We start from the raw sequence: 20,045 nt of genomic DNA on the forward strand, positions 1-20,045 counted from the left end.
CCTCCATTGTGCCTACAAAGTTAACCGGGTCCGCTCCGAGGCGTAGGCTGCCGCTATGACCGATCCTGAGGATTCCGCCGAACCGTTGCAGAAGCTTCCCCCGGGAATCCCGAGGAGGTACGCCGAATACCGGCCAGCCGACCTGCGAACGTCCGGCCCTCCGCCAACGAATGTTGGCGGCTACGACGAACTGATCGCGCACTTCCGAGCCAACGGAATGCAACTCCCCCGGTCAGCGGACGGCCTGGCCGCCATCGATAGGCTTATCGATTCCAAGGCCGGGCAAACCTCGCTCACAGCGCTGGTCCGATCCATCGGGATGTTCTACGGCGACGTCCTCACCCACACCATTCCCGGCGCCCATTGGGAGGTTACCCAGGAGGAACGCCCTCTGGTGCGGGTCACCGCCAGGACCGCAGTTGATGTAGTGGGGGTCGCTATTCGACGTCTGGCAACGGCGGAGCCAACGCTCCTGCAAAACTTCTCCCACGTCCAGGAACTTGTAGGGCAGGGGCCGTAACCACGGCGGTCAGCCCGCGGCTGCGCTGACGGCGATGAAACCACCTTGGGGGTCGCCGATCACGGCACTTCGAAATCCGGGCGTGCTCATCGGCGCCATCAAGATGCTGCCGCCCAGGGCGACGGCGTGGCGGGCCGTGGAGTCCGCATCACGAACGGCAAAATTGACGCTCCAGTGGGGAGGGACCGCCGTGCCGTCCGTCGCTGTCACAGCAGCCACGACGCGGCCTGACCGTCGCCACAGCGCGAAGGCCGCACCCGGCACCGATTCAAGTTCCCAGCCGAACATGGCACCGTAGAACGCCTGCGCCCGTTCAACATCCGTGGTGTGCAGCGAGCTCATCGCCCACGAGTTTGGCTCATCGGCCAGCTCGGCGCCGTCGCTGTCATCCGCCTGGCGCAGGAAAAACGGGATTCCGGTGGCGTCCGCGACCACAGCAAGCCCGCCACCTGACCCCGCGCCGAACGGGCCTGCCAGGAGCCTTCCTCCAGTTTCCTCAGCACGGGCGACCGCCTGCCCGACGTCGTCGACACGAACATGGGTATTCCAGGTCGGCCCTGACTGCGCCGGCGCCTGGCCGATCCCGGCCACCCGCCGCCCACCGAGGCGCGCAGCAAAGTAGTTGCCCTCGAGCCCAACCGGCATCGGAACGGGTTCGTCGAAACTCCAGCCGAAGAGGGGTCCGTAGAAGTCCATGGCGGCGCGGGGATCGGGCTGGAAGGTGTCGACGAGGCAAGGAGCGCCGACTGAGTGTGTATCCCGGATTGCCATGGAGATGCCCTTCTTCCTCATTAGTTGTTTTCGTCGCGCTGCAGCGGAGCCGGAACGACGTCGAAAATCTATTGCAGAGATGCCGGATTTGCCTCCAAGGTTGTCATATACGGCCGGCTGAAACCTTATTTTGCCGGAGCCGGGGCATTCCCGCGATAGCCTTTCCGGATGCCTGTTGACGATCGTCTTGCCCGCGTCCGGTCGGCCTACGACGTGGTCGCAGAGAGTTATTCAAGGCTGCTGCCCGACGCCAGTTTCGAGGCTCCAACGGACCAGGGGATGATTGCAGCGTTCGCCCGCCACGTGAAGGACGGAAACGGACGGTTTGTGGTGGATGCTGGCTGCGGCACCGGCCGAATGACCGATTTGCTGGCGTCCCTGGGACTGGAACCGGTGGGGATTGATCTGTCCGCCGGAATGATTGAGGTGGCCCGGAGGAACAATCCCGGATTGAAATTCGATGTCGGAGAGCTTGCGAACCTCCCCCACGGCGACCAGCAGCTGGACGGGATATTCGCCTGGTACTCCATCATCCATTTGGAGCCCGGGGATCTACCCGGGGTCTTTGCGGAGTTCTTCCGGGTCCTCGTGCCCGGAGGATATGTGCTCGTCAGCTTCCAGGCGGGTGAGGGCCGTCGGCACATCTCCCGCGCCTACGGACACGACGTCGCCATGGACGCGCAACTTTTCCTACCTGCGCGGGTTTCCGAACAGCTGGCCGACGCCGGATTCACCATGATCGCCCGGATGACACGCGAACCTGGCCGCCTTGAGCGGACGCCGCAGGCAGTGGTCCTCGCACAACGGCCGCCGTTGCGGCCCTGACAGCACATGCTGGCTCCCGGTGGCTAACTGAGCGAGCCGCGGTGCGTCAGGAAACTCACATAGATCTGCAGCGCCGTCATGGGCACAGCATAGCGGGCACCATCATCCCGGGCACGCTCTGCCGGGTGGTTTCCGCCTGTGCAATGTGGAGCACGAGTCGGCCGCCCTCGCCATTGCTTACCTGAAGGTGCCTATTGCACTTCAAAGTGCGTCATCCGGTGACGGAATTGTTGCCTCTCGAGGCCGGTTGGCCATAACGGTAGGCGCTCACCCGGGGCGCCCGGATATCCAGGAGAATCTCATGTCCATTGTCATTGCAGGGGCCACCGGTCAGCTGGGACGTCTCGTCGTCAGGGAATTGCTGGGCCGCGGGGTACCGGCCGGCCAGATCGTGGCCGCGGGCAGGTCCGCCGAGCAGCTCGCCGAACTGTCGGGCCTCGGCGTCAACACCGCGACGGTGGATTACGACGATCCGGCCAGTGTTGATTCTGCCCTCCACGAGGGCGACACCCTCCTTCTGATCTCCGGCAGCGACATCCAGAATCGGACCACCCAGCACGAGACCGTCATCGAGGCGGCCGTCCGGGCGAAGGTCGGCCACATCCTGTACACCAGCGTCCTGGCGGCTGACACCACCCCGTTGGTCCTGGCACCGGACCACGCGAAAGCCGAAGGGCTCATCCGAGCTAGCGGCCTCCCCTTCACCTTCCTGCGCAACGGCTGGTACACGGAGAACTACGCCGCGGCCCTGCTCACGGCCCGCGAGACCGGCACGCTCCTTGCTAGCGCAGGTGAGGGACGCGTGGCCAGCGCCACCCGTGCCGACTACGCCGCTGCCATCGCCGCCGTCCTGAGCACCGGCGGACATGAAGGCCAGGTATACGAGCTGTCCGGCGACTACGCCTGGACATTCGGGGAACTGGCATCCGCCTTCTCCACGGTTCTGGGTCGCACCGTCAGCTATCGTTCGGTCAGTTCGGCAGAGCACGTCAGCGCCCTGCAGGCAGCCGGGCTTGACCCCGCAACGGCCGGATTCCTCGCAGCCCTGGACGGTAACATCCAGCAGGGTGCACTCGCACTGACGACCGGAGACCTCGCACGGCTGGCCGGGCGGCCCACCACTCCCCTGTTTGACGGCCTGCGCCCTCTGGCTGGGTAAGCTCCTGCGCAGGCGCGGAAGCGCGTCCCGGCGGATAATGGCATCCACAGGCTAGGATCGGCGCGGTCAGGAGGGGCCGGAATGCACACTATTCCGCGGATTACGGTGGAGGTGCCGGTGCTCAGCATCGGATCCGGCCCCTCGGACTACGAGGGCCTTGGCAGCTATGTCCGAGCCCTGCGCAAGCCGCGCGGTCTGCATATGACGCTGCTGCACCTCGGTGTACTGGACGACTTCTCCCAGGACGTCTCCGAATGGACCAAAGGCATAACCAGCCCTGATGACGCTGTCCGCAGCACAGTTACCTGGCTGGACGGCCTGCCGGCGCTGCACGGCTTTTCCGGCAGTGCTGGGCGGTTGATCACGCTGGGCGGCGGCAACGTGACCGGACTGGAAGTGGAAGTCCCGGAGCAGGTCCAGGCGTACCAGGTCCATCTCGTCCAGGCCCTCCACGAACTGCTGGACGGCCTGTTGGTGGACAACGTTGATGACTTCATCCTCAGCTCCCACGCCCTCGGCTTCAGGTCGCCACACTGGTTACCGCACGTTGCCGTGGGCAGCCCCAGGACCAGGGGCGCCGGGGCTCGGGAGATTGAACCCCTCACCATAGAGTTCGGCGAATCGCGGATCAGGAACCGCCAGTTGCTCCCCGGCGCGGGGCAATAGCGCCGGAGCGCGCCTATTGCGTCTTTTCCGGAGCAGGCACGGCTTCTTCACTGGCGGTGGTGGCCGCCCAGCTGGCCAGCAGCTTCAGGCGTTCGTCGCTGGCAGAACCGGGTTCGGCGGTGTACGCGAACATGGTCCAACCGGGATTGGCCGGCAGTTCCATCGCCTCATAGGCGAGTTCAAGGTCACCCACCACCGGGTGGTGAAGCTTCTTCATCCCGGTCCGGTGGAAACGAACGTTATGGGCCGCCCACCGGGTGCGGAACTCCTCGCTGCGGGTGGCGAGTTCCCCTACCAGGTCGGTGAGGCCCTTGTCGTGCGGGCGCTGGCCGGCGTAGCTGCGCAGGATAGCGACGACGTCGTTCGCCACCTGTTCCCAATCCGGGTAAAAGGAGCGCGCCTCCGGATTGAAGAACACAAAGCGTGCACTGTTGGCGGGCCGCACCGGATCGGCGAGGATCGGCGCGTACAGCGCGCGGCCGAGCGCATTGGCGGCGACGAAATCCATGCGTTCATTGCGGATCCAGGTCGGGGCGCCTGTGACGGCGTCCAGGAACCGCTGCAGCCCGGGGCGCACCTGTTGCGGAGGTGCCGGACGACGGCGGCGGGCAGGCCGCTGCTGCGCCGCGCGGGCCAAGGCAAAAAGGTGGGCTGTTTCGGCTTCGTCCAACCGCAGCGCGTGGGCGATCGCTTCAAGGACCTCGTCCGAAACACCGTTGAGGTTGCCGCGCTCCAGCCGGGCGTAGTAGTCCACACTGACCGAGGCCAAAGTGGCCACTTCCTCGCGGCGCAGCCCGGGTACGCGCCGGTTGGTGCCCACGATCAGGTTCACCTGCTCAGGGGTGACTTTGGCCCGGCGGGACCGGAGGAACTCACGTACGTCGCTTTGGCTGTCCATGGAATCAGGCTACGTCGGGTGACGCGGCCGCGGGAGGTTCTGCCAGTACACCGTTCGCGGATGAGGCTGCTGAAGGGTGGTCTGCCAGTCCATGGAACAGCAGGAACTCCCGCGCGGGTGCCGTAGGTGGTGAGGTTGATCAAACGGGCCTGAGCACAGCTGCCGCCCATCCCCTCCAAAGGACGGAATCTCAATGATTGCTGGCAAACCGCACCGCGCCTCTGCCGTCGTCGCCGGCTTCGCGGCATGCGCCGCGCTCGCCGGGTGCACGTCCACACCGCCACCCGCAGCGCAGGTAACCGGCGCGCCACAATACACCGATGGCGAATACAGTGCCGACGGCGAGTACGGCAGCCTTCCCTCCAGCATCGGGGTGACCATAACCCTCGTCGACGACGTCATAACTGACCTCACCGTCGCCCCGCACGCCACCGATCCGACGTCGCTGGATCTGCAAAGCCGATTCGCCGACGCCGTGCAGGCGGTCGTCGTCGGCCGTGACATCGATGAGGTGCACGTCGACAAGCTGGCCGGCTCCAGCCGGACCCCCGACGGGTTTAACGCAGCCCTGGAACAAATCAAAGCCGAAGCCGCCAAATAGAAATCCCGCACAAACGACAGCAGAATCATGGCTAAGCGCACCCTCGGCACCAACGGCCTGGAGGTTTCCGCCATCCGCCTGGGCTGCACGAGCATGACGGGCGGCTACAGCGACAGGCCGGACCTGAGGGAGTATTCGAGCTCAACCAGCCCCGAGTCGTAAGTCGTTGCGGCCAGCGTGCTCAGGAGGACGGGATCCTGGCCGGCAGGGAACACGCCCCGGCCCGCGCCAATCGCAACGGGCATGACCACCAGGCGGACGCGGTCAACCTCGCCCGCGGCAAAAAATACCTCGCTCAGGGTCAGGCTGCCCCAGAGCACGATAGTGCCTTCGATTTCGCCCTTGATGCGGCGGATCGCCTCAACCGCATCACCGGATTCGACGGTGCACTCGGGAAAGTCGCCCCACGGTGCGTTCTTCAGCTTCCGGGAAAACACAAAGCGGCGCAGCGCGTTGAGGGCCGGCGCGACGACCTCCCCCTCGGATGCCGGAGTCGGCCAGAATTCGGCGAACATCCGGTAGGTGGATGCCCCGAGGACCATGGCATCGACGGTATCGAGCCACGCCAACTGGCTGCGGTCGAATTCGGCGGTGCCCCCTTCGAGCATCTCGTAGGCCGTAAATTCGTTATTGGCGTCGGCGGCGAACCCGTCAGCGGTAACGAACTCCTGGACAATCAACTGCCCCATAACCGACACCTCACTTCCGTGGTCGGATGGACTCTACGCCGGGCCGGGGCACCCTTCAACCCGTTAGAACGAGGGAACCGTAAACCCCAGGCCCAGCAGGCCGCGGCCCGCCTGTTCGAGAATCGGGTCCAGGGTCAACGTCGGGTGGTTGAGCAGAACATCCACGTCGCGCTGGATGCGCTGGAGCGGATGGGACAGGCGGTGTGCACTGCCGCCCGATCCTGCCATGATGTGACGAACCGCGTCGGCCGATGCCTTGCCACTGAGAGCGAGCGCGAGCCGGAACTGTGCCCGCTCCTCGTCCGTCATCATCACGGGCCGGTGCTGATACGAGGCGGTAACCACCCGGATCGCTTCGTCCCACTGCAGGCGTGCCATCGCAACGAGCCCGTAAGCGAGCGAGAACCGGGCCTGAGCGAGGGGGGAATCCGCCTGGCGGTCTTCCGCCGTGTTCTTGACTTTGCGTACCAGAATTCGTTCACGGAACAATTCGACGGCGTGCTCGGCGGCTCCCAGCGCGGCGGCGGGTGCCACCAGATTGAGCAGGGCGGCCATGGGGGTGTGGATGATCGGCTCCTGATGGATCCGGCTGCCGGGATTGTCAGCAGCGCTCAGGAGGGCCCAGTCAAGCGTTCGATACTCAGGCACGAAAAGGTTCTCTGTCCGGACGTCGTTGCTGCCCGTTCCCCTCAAGCCGGCGGTATGCCAGACGTCCAGCAGCTCGACGTCGGACATCGGCACCAGGCATTGGAGGCGGACGTCCCCGTGCTGCACGGCGAGCAGTGCCCAGTCCGAGTGCATCACGCCCGAGGCAAAGGTCCAGCGGCCCGAAATGGAGTATCCTCCCGGGACTTTGACAGCCTGCCCCACCGGGGCGCCGGTGGCGGCGGCCAACGGAGCCGGTCCGTTGGCAAAGACCTCGTCCTGTACGTCACGCGGCCAGCGGGCGAGCATCCAGACGTGCTCGATGAGGTGCCCGACAGTCCACGCTGTGGAGGGGCATCCCCGGCCGAGCCGGCGCACAGCCTCGACGTATGTTTCCACTCCCATGCCGAAGCCCCCGACGGCCTTCGGCGAGAGCATACGGAAGACACCCGCGTCCCTGAGGTCCTCCATCGTGGCGTCCGGAAGGCGGCGGATTTGCTCGGTTTCTTCGGCGCGCTCCCGCAGTCGGGGTACGAGTGCGTCGACACGGGCCAGCATCTCATCGTGGCTTGGGACGACCGCCGGCGCGAGGTCGAGGGTATGTGCCGTGTGATCCCGCTTGGCGGTCAGGTAGCGGTGGTTGGCCGGCGAGAGGTGAACCCCGGTGGGGACCTGTTCGGTGATGCGGATGCCCAGGACGCCGAGCTGGGCTGCTTTGTCCGGGTTGTTGGTCAGCAGGCGGACGGTGGTGGCACCGATGGCCCCCAGCATCTGGGCCGCTGCGGTGTAGTCGCGCTCATCTTCGCCGTGCCCCAGGGCCAGATTCGCTTCGTAGGTGTCAAGACCGGTGTCCTGCAGGGCGTAGGCGTCCAGCTTCGAGTACAGGCCGATGCCGCGGCCTTCCTGCCGGAGGTAAAGGAGGAACCCTCCTGTGGCACTGATTTCCTCCACCGCTTCCCGCAGCTGCGGGCCGCAGTCACAGCGCTGGCTGCCGAACACGTCACCGGTCAGGCATTCGCTGTGCAGCCGGACCAGCGGCCCCGAAGCTGCCGACGCAGGATCAAGCAGCGCCTGCTCCCAGGCGCCCAGGGCGAGGAGCAGGTGTTCCTTGCCGTCGGCAAGCCCGTGAAACGTCAGCACCTCTGCCGTGGACACGAACCCGTCGGGGAAGCGCAACGGTACGTTAACCCTGCTGCGGATGGCAGCGGCGGATCCTGCCGCGGCAAGAGTCGAGAAGGGCTCGGACACAACGGTCATCTGGTGCCTCAGCATTCGATAAGGGAGCGCAAAATTACTTGAAGATTAAAGTTAACCGTACAGGCGGTTAGTTGAACCTGCAAGTGTTGCACCTTACCGAAGCCAGCGTGCCGCCCGCCCGACGGGCGACTTAGGAGTTCTTCAGCAGCGCCACGTCGGAGACGAGTTCGATGTGCTCCAGCATTGCCGCCGCAGCCCCGGGGGGGTCCTGAGCCCTGATGGCGTCAGCAATCCTGCGATGGGATACGAGGGACTGCTCCGGCCGGCCGGGCTGCCCGAGCGACTCGAGCCGGGTTTCCAGGACCATTCCGGCGATGAACGTCATGAGCTGAGCCAACACCGCTGAGTGCGCGGCGGCCGTTACGGCCTGGTGGAACAGCTCGTCACCGTGCGCACCCCGGCCGCCTGAGGCAACCTCCTCAGCCATCGCATCGAGAGCCTTGTCGATGGCCTTCATGTCCCCGTCGCTGCGCCTGGCCGCTGCCAGCTCGGCAAGCTTGACCTCGAGCGTGCTCCGCGCCTCAACGATTTCCGGCAGCCGGCTGCGGTGTTCGCGCAGCCCCTTGATCACGGACGGAACATTGGGCCGGTAGACCAGCACGGCACCGGTGCCGTGCTGGACATCGATCACGCCGAGCACTTCAAGTGCCACCAGCGCCTGCGCCAGCGTTGCGCGGGAGACCCCCAGCCGCTCGGCCAGCTCACGCTCCGCCGGCAGGGTGTCGCCGGGTCCCAGCTGGGCGGCCTCGATGAAGTCCATGAGCTGCTCCACGAGCTGCTCATAGAGGCGGGGCCGAGAGACCCTGGAGATCTGTTGCGTTGCTGTCTTCTTTGGCATTGCGCGTCCTTCCGGCGACGTCCTGCCCCAAGCCTACCGAAGAACTATTGACAAAGTCACCTAGTGTCTAGGAGGCTAGGCCAGTGAGCCAGTAATCCACGTCACACCCATCCCTGATCCGGAGGAACAACGATGTCCGCTCCTGTCCTTTCCATCATCATCCTGGCGGTGATGTTCCTGCTGGCCACGGTGTGCTGCCCCTCAACATGGGCGCCCTGGCTTTCGTAGGGGCATTCCTGCTGGGGTCGGTCGTCCTCGGCATGTCCACCAACGACATCCTCGCCAACTTCCCCGGCGGCCTGTTCCTGACCATCGTCGGCGTCACGTACCTTTTCGCCATCGCGCAGAACAACGGCACCATAGACCTCCTGGTACGCGGCGCCGTCCGGCTGGTAGGCAACAAAGTGGCACTCATCCCCTGGGTCATGTTCGCCATCACCGCACTGATCACCGCCGTCGGCGCGCTTTCCCCCGCCGCCGTCGCCATCATCGCGCCTATCGCACTCAGCTTTGCCGCCAAGCACAAAATCAACCCGCTCATGATGGGCATGATGGTCATCCACGGCGCCCAGGCCGGCGGCTTCTCCCCCATCGCCGTCTACGGCGTGACCGTCAACGGCATCATCGCCAAAACCGACCTTGAAGCGAGCCCCATGGCCATCTTCCTGGCCAGCTTCCTGTTCAACCTCGCCATCGCGGTGGTGCTCTCCCTGGTCCTTGGCGGCAACAGGTTCCGCTCCACCAAGGCAGGCCGGGTGGTGGAGCAAGCCGCTGAAACGCGGATGTCCGTCAGCGTCGGCGCCCGCGCAGCCGGCGTCACCCTGCAGGGCTCCGGCTCGGACATCTCCCCGGCCGGCGTTTCGGCCAAGGGCACGTCAGGCGGCTCCGGTGCGCCTGCAGCGGATCAAGCAGGCGTCTCCGCGAACGGGGCCCGCGCCAATATCCCCCAGCTCGTCACCATCCTGGGCCTGATCGCCCTCGCTGTCATCTCGCTCGGCTTCAAGGTAGACGTCGGCTTCGTCTCCATCACGATCGCCATCGTCCTGGCCCTGGTGTCCCCGGCCGCCCAGAAGGGCGCTGTGAACAAGATCAGCTGGTCTACCGTCCTTCTCATCTGCGGCATGCTCACCTTCGTGGGCGTCCTCGAAGAAGCCGGCACCATCAAGTTCGTTTCCGACGGCGTGGCCCAGCTCGGCATGCCGCTGCTCGCTGCCCTGCTGATCTGTTACATCGGCGGCGTCGTTTCGGCCTTCGCCTCCTCCACCGCCATCCTCGCAGCCCTCATCCCGCTGGCCGTACCCTTCCTGGCCACCGGCGAAATCGGCGCGGTGGGCGTCATCGCCGCCCTCGCCGTCGCCTCGACGATCGTTGACGTCTCGCCGTTCTCCACCAACGGCGCCCTGGTGCTTGCCAACGCGCCCGAAGACGTGGACAAGGACCGGTTCTACAAGCAGATCCTGGCCTACAGCGGCATCGTCGTCGTGGCCGGTCCCGCGATCGCCTGGCTGGTCATGGTGGTCCCGGGCTGGCTGTAAGGGCCGCCACCCAACCCCGCCGCTGCAACCCAGGCATCCATATTCAACAAAAGGAACTCCCATGAAGAGCACTGAATCCACGCCCCGGACCGACGGTCCGCTCTCGGGCTACCTTGTGGTGGACCTGAGCCGCGCCCTGGCCGGCCCGCATGCCGGCATGATGCTGGCCGATCTCGGCGCCCGGGTCATCAAGGTGGAGAACCCCGGCACCGGGGACGACACCCGCGGCTGGGGACCGCCCTTTGTCGGGCCTGAGGATGATCCGCAGGCCACGTACTTCCTGTCCTGCAACCGGAACAAGGAATCCATCGCACTGGACCTGAAGAGCGACGACGGGCGGATAGTCCTGCGCGAACTGCTGGAACGCGCCGACGTCGTCATCGAAAACTTCCGCCCCGGTGTCCTGGACCGGCTGGGTTTCTCCGCAGCGGAAATGCACGCGCTCAACCCCGCATTGGTGATCCTGTCGATCACCGGCTTCGGGCATGACGGCCCGGAGTCCCGGCGCAGCGGCTACGACCAGATCCTGCAGGGCGAAGCCGGGCTGATGTCGCTGACCGGCTCCGGACCGGACGACCCCCAGCGCGTGGGTGTTCCCATCGCCGATCTGCTGTCCGGCATGTACGGGGCGTTCGGCACCCTCGCGGCCCTGCTGCAGCGCGAGCGGACCGGGCAGGGACAGATCGTCCGCACCTCACTGCTTGCCGCACTCATCGGCGTGCATGCCTTCCAAGGCACCAGGGCCACAGTGGCCGGAGAGGTCCCGAAAGCCCAGGGCAACCATCACCCTTCCATCGCTCCCTACGGGCTCTTCCACTGCCGGCAGGGGAAGGTACAGATCAGCGTGGGAAGCGAAAAGCTCTGGAACACCTTCGCCTCCACCTTTGGAATCGACAGCGGGCGGCCGGAATTCGCCAGCAACGCGGACCGGGTGCGCAACCGCGAGAAAGTCATCGAGGAAGTGGAGCTGGCGTTCTCCGAGTTCGAGGCCGAAGAACTGCTCACAAAGCTCAACGACGCCGGCATCCCGGCCGGCAAGGTCCGGACGCTGGACGAGGTCTACGCCTGGGAGCAGGTCCGCTCCCAAGGGCTGGTGATCGACGTCGACCACAAACTCCTCGGCTCCGTCAGCCTGCCGGGTCCGCCGCTGCGGTTCTTCAGTGCAGCGGACACCGCCGAAACGACGCTCACGACTCACACGGCCCCGCCGCTGTTGGACCAGGACGGCGAGCAGATCCGGCAGTGGCTTGGTCTGCTGCCCGGCAGCGCAAACGGCACCCCCTCCGGCCCGGAGCAGGAAGGGCGCTGAACATGCTGACAGAACAGAAGGTCCGGCACCTGGACGCTGCCGAACTCATCGCCACCGTGCTCGACCCGGGCTCCTACTTGAGCTGGGACGCTCCGGTGGTCGACCCTGATGCCGGGCCTGAGTACCGGCAGGAACTGGCGGCTGCCCGCGCCAAGACCGGCGTGGACGAATCCGTCATCACCGGCGAAGGCCTCATCCGCGGCCGCCGCGTGGCTGTCATCGTCAGCGAGTTCCGCTTCCTCGCCGGTTCCATCGGGCTCGCCGCGGCGGAGCGGATCGTCACGGCCGTCGAACGGGCAACCCGGGAGGGCCTGCCGCTCCTGGCCGGCCCGGCGTCGGGCGGCACCCGCATGCAGGAAGGCACCACCGCCTTCCTGTCCATGGTGAAAATCAGTGCGGCCGTCCGCGCCCACCGCCAAGCCGGGCACCCCTATCTCGTCTACCTCAGGCACCCCACAACCGGAGGGGTCATGGCGTCGTGGGGATCTCTCGGCCACATCACGGTGGCCGAGCCCGGTGCCTTGCTCGGGTTCCTCGGACCGCGCGTCTACGAGGCGCTGTACGGCACGCCGTTTCCGGAGAACGTCCAGGTCGCTGAAAACCTCTTCGACAAGGGCCTGATCGACGCGGTGGTCCCGCCAGCGCAACTGTCCGACGTCGTCGACCGCGCCTTGGGCATCCTGGTCAGCGGTCCGCACCCGCGGCTTGCGCCGCCGAAGACCCTCTCGGTGAAACCGTCCGAGGCCGGCGCCTGGGAATCCATCGAAATCTCCCGACATCCACGCCGGCCAGACCTGCGCCAGCTCCTGGCCCACGGGGCACGGGACGTCCTGCCGCTCAACGGCACAGGGCAGGGAGAAAAAGACCCCGGGCTTCAGCTTGCCCTGGCGCGCTTCGGCCAGGAATCCTGCGTGGTCATCGGCCACACCCGGCCCAGGCCCTCACGGCAGACCGCCATGGGACCGGCGTCGCTCCGTGAAGCACGCCGCGGCATGCGGCTCGCCGAAGAGCTGGGGCTGCCGCTGCTGACAGTCATTGACACCGGCGGCGCGGCCCTGTCCAAGGAGGCCGAGGAAGGCGGGCTGGCCGGTGAGATCGCCCGGTCACTTCACGACCTGATCGGGCTGAACTCGCCTACCGTATCCGTATTGCTGGGACAGGGTGCCGGGGGCGGGGCACTGGCCCTTCTGCCGGCGGACCGCACCATCGCCGCCCAGCATGCGTGGCTGTCCCCGCTCCCGCCCGAAGGCGCGTCTGCCATCGTCCATCGGAGCACCGCCTTTGCCCCGGCCATGTCGGAAGCCCAGGGCGTCAACGTTGCAGCCCTCTACGCCAACGGCCTGGTGGAGCACATCGTGGATGAACGCGGCGATGCAGACCGCACCGATGCGGGACACGGCGACGCCTCCCGTGAGGCAAGGGCATTCTGCCTGCGCATGGGACGGGCCATCGAATATGAGCTCGCCGCGTTGTCAGCCGCCGGGATGAATGAACTGCTCCCCCGGCGGCTGGCAAAGTACCGGAACCTGGGCGGCATCATCGCCGGGTGATCCCCACGCGAACAGCGTCCAAAGAGGACCGGTGGAAATCCGTGCGCCACACATCGATGTCCCGTCCCTGTCCGTCGGTAACGACGTACTCGGGCCAGCGGTCGAAGGCCGAGCAGGGATGGGAGATGCCGAAGTCCACCATGTCCGTGACGTCCAGGCCGGACACTCCGGTGAGGACTGCGTGATGGTCGAAGAGGCTGCGCACTGCAGCAGCCGCACCGATCTTTGGGTCGCCGTCAGCGGTCTGGGCAGACAGGACCACCGGCAGTCCGGCGTCGTAGGGAAGGTCCCGCTTGCCGGCACCGACAACGGCGATCCCTGCTTCGGGGACTGAGAGCACGACGGCGCGGACAGTCAGCGCCGGGATCAGGCCGGGCACGGGACTGACGCCCGCGTAGGTGCCGTGATCGTGGGTGACATAGCAACCCGATCGGAGGATCCGCCTCGTTCCGGGCACCTGGCCGGCGTCCGGAAGGTAGTCCGCCACTCGGTCCGGGAACGCGGAGCCGCCCATGGAGTAGACGGGCCGAGGCGTTTCAAAAAACGGCGCGGCTTCCAGAAAGATGTCCCGCACCAGCCGGCAGTGCCGGTCGACGGCGGCAACGGTCTCGTCCGCCCTGCTGTTGGGCACCACACCTTCGTAACCGGCAACACCAACGAGCCTGAGGCCGGGTGCGTCGCGGACCGGACCGGCAAGCTGGACAGCTTCTTGGAGGCTGCGTACCCCCGTGCGCCCGCCCGGGGTTCCGACGTCGAGAAGCACCTCAAGGCCTGTGGTCGTTCCCCCTCTGAAAACCTGCGCCGCCGCGTCGATACCGGCCACGGAGTCCACAAAGCAGCGGATTTCCCGCCCCGGATCCTCCTCCAGCCACGTCCGGATGCGCGTCAAGCCGTACTGGTCCACCACCTCATTGGCGACGAGAACACGTTGGTGGCCCCAGCCCAGCGCCGCAGCGACCTGGTCCACGGTGGCGACGGTTACGCCGACGGCACCGGCGGCCAGCTGGCGGGTGATGATCGGGGCGGACATGGTGGTCTTCACATGTGGCGCCAGATCCACCTGCCGGTCCCGGCACCAGGCCGCCATGACGCGGATGTTGTTGTCAAGGGCATCGAGATTGAGCCGGAGCTGCGGATAGGGCATGGCTCCGGGGCTCAGCTCAGTTCCCAATGGAAGCACCCGTCAGCAGCCGAACAGGAGTGCCCCGGAGCCAGGCCTGCACGTCTCCGAACGCGCCGCCGTAGAATTCCCGGTAGCTTTGCTCCGTCACGTAGCCCAGATGAGGCGTCAGGACGGTCCGCGGCACGGACAGCAGGCGGTGGCCGGCGGGCAGCGGTTCCAGGTCGTAGACATCGAGAGCGGCTCCGCCGAGCCAGCCTTCGTTCAATCCCCGGATTAGGGCGTCCTCATCGACGAGGGGTCCGCGGGCGGTGTTGACCAGCACGCCCGCCGGCCCCAGGAGACGCAGTTCCTCCTCCCCCACGACGCCGCGGGAGCGCTCCGAGAGGCGCACATGCACCGAAACAACATCTGATTCCCGGAAGAGCGCTTCCTTGCTGACCTTGCGGACGCCGGCACCGGCGGCTGCCTCATCACTGAGGTTGGGGCTCCACGCGATGACCTCCATGCCGAACGCCTGTCCGTAGTCGGCGACGCGGCGCCCGATCTTGCCCAGGCCCAGGACACCCAGCGTCTTGCCGGCGAGTTCAAAGCCGACGGTGGACTGCCATTGTCCGTCGCGCAGGCGCCGGTCTTCGAACGGAATGCTGCGGGCAAGAGCAAGCAGCAGGCCCCAGGTCAGCTCCGGGGCGGCAGTCGGCGAGCCGCCGGTCCCGCACACCGCCACGCCCAGCTCCTCGGCCGCTCTAAGGTCAATGGACTGGTTGGCCATGCCGGTGGTCACCAGGAGCTTCAGTCCCGGCAGCTGCGCCAGGACATCGCGCCCGAAGGCGGTCCGCTCCCGCATGGCGATGATGATATCGAAGCGACCCAAGCTGGCTACTGCGTCGTCCTGGTCCTTGAACGGCCGGTCAAAAAAGGTGGCCTCGACGCCGTCGGCTGCAAGCTGCTCCCAGGGCGCATAGTCCCGGGCGACAGACTGGTAATCGTCCAAAATGGCAAGGCGCATGGGTGAATCCTTTGCGTAGGCAGCGTGCAGTCACTGCTGTCAGGCTACCGCCACACCCCGTACCGGAGGCGCACATACAGGTGGCCCCCGGTTTGTATCGCCGGGAGCCACGGGTGGTCAGGTCCGCTGGAAGATGTTGAGGATGTTGCCCTCCGTATCCAGGAACCAGGCAGCCTTGCCTGTCGGCAGGGTAGCTATGCCGTTCTCAGTCTTCAGGCCCGGGAAGTCGTACTCCTCGAAGGTGGCTCCGCGGCCCCGCAACTCGTCGACCTCGGCTTCGACGTTGTCCGTCATCCAGCCCAGCTGGGTGTTCTTCGCGGTGCCCGCGTTGTCGGTCTGGTACAGCAGGAAAGTTGTTCCCTTTCCGCAGCGGTAGAACACGTTTTCGTCGTCCATGACCTCCGGATCGTCCAGTCCCACGACGTCCCGGTAGAAGCCGCGTGCCCTGGCGATGTCCTTGGCTGGGAGGACCGCGGCGACTTCACTGTCCTTGAGCATGTCGAATTCTCCTTATGTGAAGCGAGCGAGATGCCCGCCCCGAAGGCGGCGCCTGCGAGGCGGATATACCGGCTCTCGCCGGTTCCCGGCCGTTTGCGGTGCACCGGGACGGTTGCAGGGGAGTCCATGGACGCGGCTTGTCAACGGCCGGCCCGGGGTCTCCCCCGCGTTCATACCGTCATTATGGCCGCAGTTCGGCCTCGCGGATATAGGCAGGGAAATGGAAGCCGACGGCGGGGGATTCGCTCCCGCCGTCGGCCTCCTGAGAGACCGAATCACCGTGAGGGTTTAACCACCATCGCCGAGCCGCCACCGCGCCTCACCGGTTCAGCAGCGGCCACCATGCGCCCGTTCGGCTTGAACTCGATGGCAGTCGCAGCACCGATTTCCGGCAGCGAGCTGAAGGAATCCCCTGCCTTGGCGAACACATGACCCAGTGGCTCAAGGTCCGCTGCATTGGCGTCGATGAACTCCTGCTCGGCGCTGATATTTGCCGTGTTGCGTTGCGCTGCACGCGGCGCCGCGATGGCCTCCGAGATGTCCATGCCCAGGTCCACCCGGTTCAGGATGGTCTGCAGGACGGTGGTGATGATGGTCGATCCGCCGGGCGAACCGAGCGCCAGGAACGGATCACCGTCCTTCAGGATGATGGTCGGTGACATCGAGGAGCGCGGCCGCTTGCCCGGCTGGATCCGGTTCGGATCGTCCTCCTTGTACACGGTGGAGAAGTCGGTCAGCTCGTTGTTGAGCAGGAATCCGCGGCCCGGAACCACGATGCCGGACCCGCCGGTCTGCTCGATGGTAAGGGTGTATTCCACCACGTTGCCCCACTTGTCCGCGACCGTCAGGTTGGTCGTGGAGATGTTCTCCGTATCCGTCTCATCGGCGGGTGCCGCAGCGGCGGACGGGCACGCGCCGTCGTACCCGGTCACGTTCCCCGGGTCGACAGGCTTGCCAGCCGCCTTCAGCGGGTCGATCTGGCACGAGCGCTCCTTGCCGAACACCGGGTCCGTCAGCTCGTCGGTGGGGACGTCCACAAAGGCCGGGTCGCCCACATACTTGCCGCGGTCCGCAAAGGCGAGCGCGCTCGCCTCAAGGTAGTGGTGCAGGGCAGCTGGATTCTTGCCGTCAGGCTGGCCCATCTCCGAAAGGTCGAAGGGCTCCAGGATGTTCAGCGCCTCGCCCACGGTGGTGCCGCCGCTGCTCGACGGCGCCATGCCGTAAACGTCCAGGCCCCGGTACTCCACGTGCGTAGGATCCTGGTCCAGGGCGCGGTAAGAAGCGAGGTCCTTCGTCGTCATATGCCCAACCGGGACGGGCAGCGTCGTGCCGGCGGCCTTCGGCGGGGCCTGGACGGTGGCAACGATCTCGTCCGCGAGAGCACCGCGGTAGAAAGCACGCGTGCCCTTATCCGCGAGGATCTCGTATGTCGCGGCAAGGTCGGGATTCTGGAAAACAGTGCCGACGGCGGGCGCGTCGCCGCCGGGGAGGAAGAGGCTGCTCGTAGACGTGAACGCCTCAAAACGGACCTCGTTGTCGAGCGTCTGCTGACGGAACGTCTCGTCCACCACAAAGCCTCGGGTTGCAACCTCAATGGCGGGTTCAAGGGCGTCGCCGAGGTCAAGGGTGCCCCAGCGCTTGAGCGCCCGCTCCCAGGTGGCCGGGGTGCCCGGGACGCCCACCGAGACCCCGCTGGTCACAAGTTCGGGGGTGAAGGGGTAGGGCTTGCCTGTCTTGGGATCGATGAACGCGTCTGTCGGCATGTCTGCCGGTGCGGTTTCCCGGCCGTCGATGGTGCCGACTTCACCGCTTTCCGCGTCGTAGAAGACAAAGTAACCGCCGCCACCGATCCCGGCGCTGTACGGCTCGGTCACGCCCAGGGTCGCGGCCGCGGCGACGGCGGCGTCCGCCGCGTTGCCGCCCTTGCGGAGCACTTCGATCGCTGCCGCGGATGCCTCCGGGTCAACGGTGCTGACAGCGCCTCCGTAGCCTGTGGCGGTGGGCTCCTTTTTAATCTCTGTCGGATCAGCGAAGGCAGGGCTCATGACGGCCCCGCCTGTCACGCTCATGGCCAGGGCCGCCGTGAGGGCGGCAATTCGACGTCTCACCTTTGGCATGGTTGCTCCCGAGTCAGGGTGGTGCGGAGTGGGGTGAGGGTCACGTTACTCCGGCCCGTAGTGACACTCAACACTCAATGTATTCGGACGTCCACGCCGTTCAGGGCGCCGTGTGCCAGGCATCGAGCACCACGCGGCCACGCGGCGACTCCAGGGTCGCGCTGAGCGGTGCTTGGCGCAGAGCGTCGATCGGGCTCGTGTCAACGGCCGGAAGCTGCAGCACGTCGAACGCCTGTCGCGGAATTCCGCGGAGCACCAGCTGCCGCAAGGAAAGATCCGTGCGCGGCAGGTGGGCGCACGGATGTTCCCCTTGCCACTCGATCAAGCTGGGCAGTGCACCTGCGGATTCCATGCGGCCGTCGTTGCGGACCGTGATGCGCCACTTCAACAACCCATAGGCCGTGTCCCGCTGAGCCGTCAGCAGCTCACCCGGATCGAGGGCGCAGTTCGCAAGCTCCTGGCACAGCATCTCGATCTTGGTGGTGCGCGCCACTGCGTGCACCAGCCTGGGCGAGTCGCGGAGCGCGTCGCGCAGCCCGGGGTGGTCGAGCCCGAACCAGCGCGGCCGCCCTGGCGCCGGCGCATCGGGATCGATCGCGATGACCTCGAGGTAGCAGTCGGGGAAGCTGTTGCTGCTGATGGCCATCACTCTGTTGTGGGTGCCCATCAACGCGTGCTTGCCCCCGCCCGCGGGCTGAACACCGAACGTTGCCGCGCACCACGCCGCTCCTTGTTCCAACGAATCGGCGGCGATCACCAGGTGATCTATTCGGGCGTTCACAGCGCAGCCTTGCCGCTGGGGGCGTTGGACAGATCGGCCGGGTGTCCCTGCCTGCGGCTGGCCACCAGGAACGGCACCGCGATCAGCTGGATTACGCCGCCGATTGCCAGCGAGGCCGCGTATCCGTAGGCATCGGCTGAGCGGCCGAGCAGCGGCTGCACCACCACGCCGCCGCTGGAACCAATCAGTGAGTCGAAGCTGAGCACCGTTGCCCGTTGTTTCGAGGGGATCATGTCGTTCAGGTAGGCCTGGCGCACCGGCACGCTCGCGGCGTCGACCACCGCCCAGAGAGTCAGCAGCACAAGGGCCACCCAGAATACGTGGGTGAAGCCGAGCACCACCAGGATGATGGCGGCGATGCCGCCACTTAGGACCAATAGAGTAGTGCGCTTGCGAACACGACGCCGGATCCGGGGCGCCAGCCATCCGCCGAGCACGTCCGCGCCTGCCACCAGGGCCGCCGCCAGCCCCGCCACGGAATAGGCCCGGGGGTCGCCGAAAAGCTCAAGCAGATAGGGCTGCAGCGCGTAGAACACATAAATCCCGACGCCGGCGCTGAACGGCGCGGCCAGCATCACGTATCGGACCGGCGGGTTCTTCAAACCGTTCTCGGTCGAGGCCCTCAGTACCGCGCGGGTGGCCCGCAGCGGGTGGGCCGAGCGCTCGGGTGTGAACCCGACGTCGTGCATCAGCCGAAACGCAACCACAAACATGGCCAGCAGCACACCCACGCGGATGAGGAACGGTACGCCGAGGTCGGTGATCTGCGCGATGACGCCGCCGGCCACCGAACCGACGAGCATCGCGACGCCGGACACCATCACACCACGCCCCAGCACCTCTTCCAGCCCGCCCTCGTAGCCCTCGAAGCGCAAGGCGTCGACGAGCCACGCCTCCACCGCGCCCGAGAAGAAGGTGAAGCCCAGGCCGAGCAGGACCGACACAACCGCCCACCACCAGAACGGGGCGGACAGCTGCCAGAGGACGTAGTAGAAGTAGGTGGTTACAGCCAGAGTCACGGTACCGAGCAGGAATGAAACCCGGCGTCCCCAACCGTCGGCAACCACTCCGGTGGGCACCTCGAACAGCACCATGCCCACCGTAAAGAAAGCGTTGGCGGCAAAAGCTTCGAGGTTGCTCAGCCCGGCATCCAGCAGGAAGAGCGTGTTGATGCCCCAGATGAACGAGGCAGCAACGGTGTTGCCCAGCGTCAACGTGAGATAGATGCGCTGAATCTTTCGGGCGCCGGCGCTCATG

At 66.3% G+C, this 20,045-nt stretch carries 18 protein-coding genes and 1 pseudogene; 8 read left to right on the top strand and 11 right to left on the bottom strand.

Going from position 1 to position 20,045, the window contains the following annotated elements; translation table 11 throughout:
• The first annotated feature begins 55 nt into the window (after positions 1-55).
• The gene (locus WMN78_RS07975) at positions 56-520 is read left to right on the top strand and encodes a DUF6278 family protein (RefSeq protein ID WP_340533148.1); all 465 of its coding nucleotides are present in this window, start codon (positions 56-58) and stop codon (positions 518-520) included.
• A gap of 9 nt (positions 521-529) precedes the next feature.
• On the opposite strand, the gene WMN78_RS07980 is transcribed toward WMN78_RS07975, so the two are convergent.
• Positions 530-1,291, bottom strand: a complete 762-nt coding sequence (locus WMN78_RS07980) for a VOC family protein (RefSeq protein WP_340533150.1) — start codon at positions 1,289-1,291, stop codon at positions 530-532.
• Between the two features lie 168 nt (positions 1,292-1,459).
• On the opposite strand from WMN78_RS07980, the gene WMN78_RS07985 reads away from it, so the two are divergent.
• From WMN78_RS07985 to WMN78_RS07995, 3 genes are all read left to right on the top strand, one after another.
• A complete protein-coding gene (locus WMN78_RS07985; protein ID WP_340533152.1) occupies positions 1,460-2,116 on the top strand; it encodes a class I SAM-dependent DNA methyltransferase in 657 nt (218 codons plus the stop codon).
• A 301-nt stretch (positions 2,117-2,417) separates the two neighbouring features.
• Positions 2,418-3,275 (top strand): SDR family oxidoreductase, encoded by an 858-nt coding sequence (locus tag WMN78_RS07990; protein ID WP_340533154.1) that lies wholly within the window; start codon positions 2,418-2,420, stop codon positions 3,273-3,275.
• Positions 3,276-3,356: 81 nt separating this feature from the next.
• Positions 3,357-3,941, top strand: coding sequence for a hypothetical protein (locus WMN78_RS07995; RefSeq protein ID WP_340533155.1), 585 nt, complete (start codon positions 3,357-3,359; stop codon positions 3,939-3,941).
• 13 nt (positions 3,942-3,954) lie between these two features.
• On the opposite strand, the gene WMN78_RS08000 is transcribed toward WMN78_RS07995, so the two are convergent.
• Positions 3,955-4,839 carry a helix-turn-helix transcriptional regulator gene (locus WMN78_RS08000; RefSeq protein WP_340533157.1) on the bottom strand — a complete coding sequence of 295 codons (885 nt, stop codon included), beginning with the start codon at positions 4,837-4,839 and terminating at the stop codon, positions 3,955-3,957.
• Positions 4,840-5,032: 193 nt separating this feature from the next.
• Between WMN78_RS08000 and WMN78_RS08005 the strand changes: the two genes are divergently transcribed.
• Positions 5,033-5,440 (top strand): hypothetical protein, encoded by a 408-nt coding sequence (locus WMN78_RS08005; RefSeq protein WP_340533158.1) that lies wholly within the window; start codon positions 5,033-5,035, stop codon positions 5,438-5,440.
• Between the two features lie 104 nt (positions 5,441-5,544).
• Here WMN78_RS08005 and WMN78_RS08010 read toward each other — a convergent pair whose 3' ends face one another.
• The 3 genes from WMN78_RS08010 to WMN78_RS08020 form a co-directional block, all read right to left on the bottom strand.
• Positions 5,545-6,129 carry a dihydrofolate reductase family protein gene (locus tag WMN78_RS08010; protein WP_340533159.1) on the bottom strand — a complete coding sequence of 195 codons (585 nt, stop codon included), beginning with the start codon at positions 6,127-6,129 and terminating at the stop codon, positions 5,545-5,547.
• Between the two features lie 63 nt (positions 6,130-6,192).
• The gene (gene ribA, locus WMN78_RS08015) at positions 6,193-8,031 is read right to left on the bottom strand and encodes a GTP cyclohydrolase II RibA (protein ID WP_340533160.1); all 1,839 of its coding nucleotides are present in this window, start codon (positions 8,029-8,031) and stop codon (positions 6,193-6,195) included.
• Between the two features lie 130 nt (positions 8,032-8,161).
• Positions 8,162-8,869 (bottom strand): FadR/GntR family transcriptional regulator, encoded by a 708-nt coding sequence (locus WMN78_RS08020; RefSeq protein ID WP_340533161.1) that lies wholly within the window; start codon positions 8,867-8,869, stop codon positions 8,162-8,164.
• 132 nt (positions 8,870-9,001) lie between these two features.
• Between WMN78_RS08020 and WMN78_RS08025 the strand changes: the two are divergent.
• The 3 genes and pseudogenes from WMN78_RS08025 (at position 9,002) to WMN78_RS08035 (ending at position 13,263) form a co-directional block, all read left to right on the top strand.
• Positions 9,002-10,404 (top strand): annotated as a pseudogene (locus WMN78_RS08025) (SLC13 family permease).
• Between the two features lie 61 nt (positions 10,405-10,465).
• Complete coding sequence (locus tag WMN78_RS08030; protein ID WP_340533163.1) at positions 10,466-11,713, top strand: CoA transferase; 1,248 nt, start codon at positions 10,466-10,468, stop codon at positions 11,711-11,713.
• Between the two features lie 2 nt (positions 11,714-11,715).
• Complete coding sequence (locus WMN78_RS08035; RefSeq protein WP_340533165.1) at positions 11,716-13,263, top strand: carboxyl transferase domain-containing protein; 1,548 nt, start codon at positions 11,716-11,718, stop codon at positions 13,261-13,263.
• Here the strand turns inward: WMN78_RS08035 and WMN78_RS08040 are convergent.
• The 6 genes from WMN78_RS08040 to WMN78_RS08065 all read right to left on the bottom strand — a co-directional run bounded on the left by WMN78_RS08040 (position 13,250) and on the right by WMN78_RS08065 (position 20,044).
• On the bottom strand, positions 13,250-14,434 hold the full coding sequence (locus tag WMN78_RS08040) for an alanine racemase (RefSeq protein WP_340533167.1): 1,185 nt from the start codon (positions 14,432-14,434) through the stop codon (positions 13,250-13,252). The two genes, WMN78_RS08035 and WMN78_RS08040, sit on opposite strands and share 14 nt — an antisense overlap.
• Positions 14,424-15,392, bottom strand: coding sequence for a D-2-hydroxyacid dehydrogenase family protein (locus tag WMN78_RS08045; RefSeq protein WP_340533169.1), 969 nt, complete (start codon positions 15,390-15,392; stop codon positions 14,424-14,426). The genes WMN78_RS08040 and WMN78_RS08045 overlap by 11 nt, the downstream gene beginning before the upstream one ends.
• Before the next feature lie 117 nt (positions 15,393-15,509).
• Positions 15,510-15,890 carry a VOC family protein gene (locus WMN78_RS08050; protein WP_340533171.1) on the bottom strand — a complete coding sequence of 127 codons (381 nt, stop codon included), beginning with the start codon at positions 15,888-15,890 and terminating at the stop codon, positions 15,510-15,512.
• A gap of 275 nt (positions 15,891-16,165) precedes the next feature.
• The gene (gene ggt / locus WMN78_RS08055; RefSeq protein ID WP_340533173.1) at positions 16,166-18,007 is read right to left on the bottom strand and encodes a gamma-glutamyltransferase; all 1,842 of its coding nucleotides are present in this window, start codon (positions 18,005-18,007) and stop codon (positions 16,166-16,168) included.
• Between the two features lie 100 nt (positions 18,008-18,107).
• Complete coding sequence (locus WMN78_RS08060) at positions 18,108-18,788, bottom strand: VOC family protein (RefSeq protein ID WP_340533174.1); 681 nt, start codon at positions 18,786-18,788, stop codon at positions 18,108-18,110.
• A complete protein-coding gene (locus WMN78_RS08065; RefSeq protein ID WP_340533203.1) occupies positions 18,785-20,044 on the bottom strand; it encodes an MFS transporter in 1,260 nt (419 codons plus the stop codon). The genes WMN78_RS08060 and WMN78_RS08065 overlap by 4 nt, the downstream gene beginning before the upstream one ends.
• Position 20,045 lies beyond the last annotated feature (1 nt).

Origin of the sequence: Arthrobacter oryzae, assembly GCF_037911235.1 — a bacterium.
Classification (GTDB): Bacteria; Actinomycetota; Actinomycetes; order Actinomycetales; family Micrococcaceae; genus Arthrobacter; species Arthrobacter oryzae_E.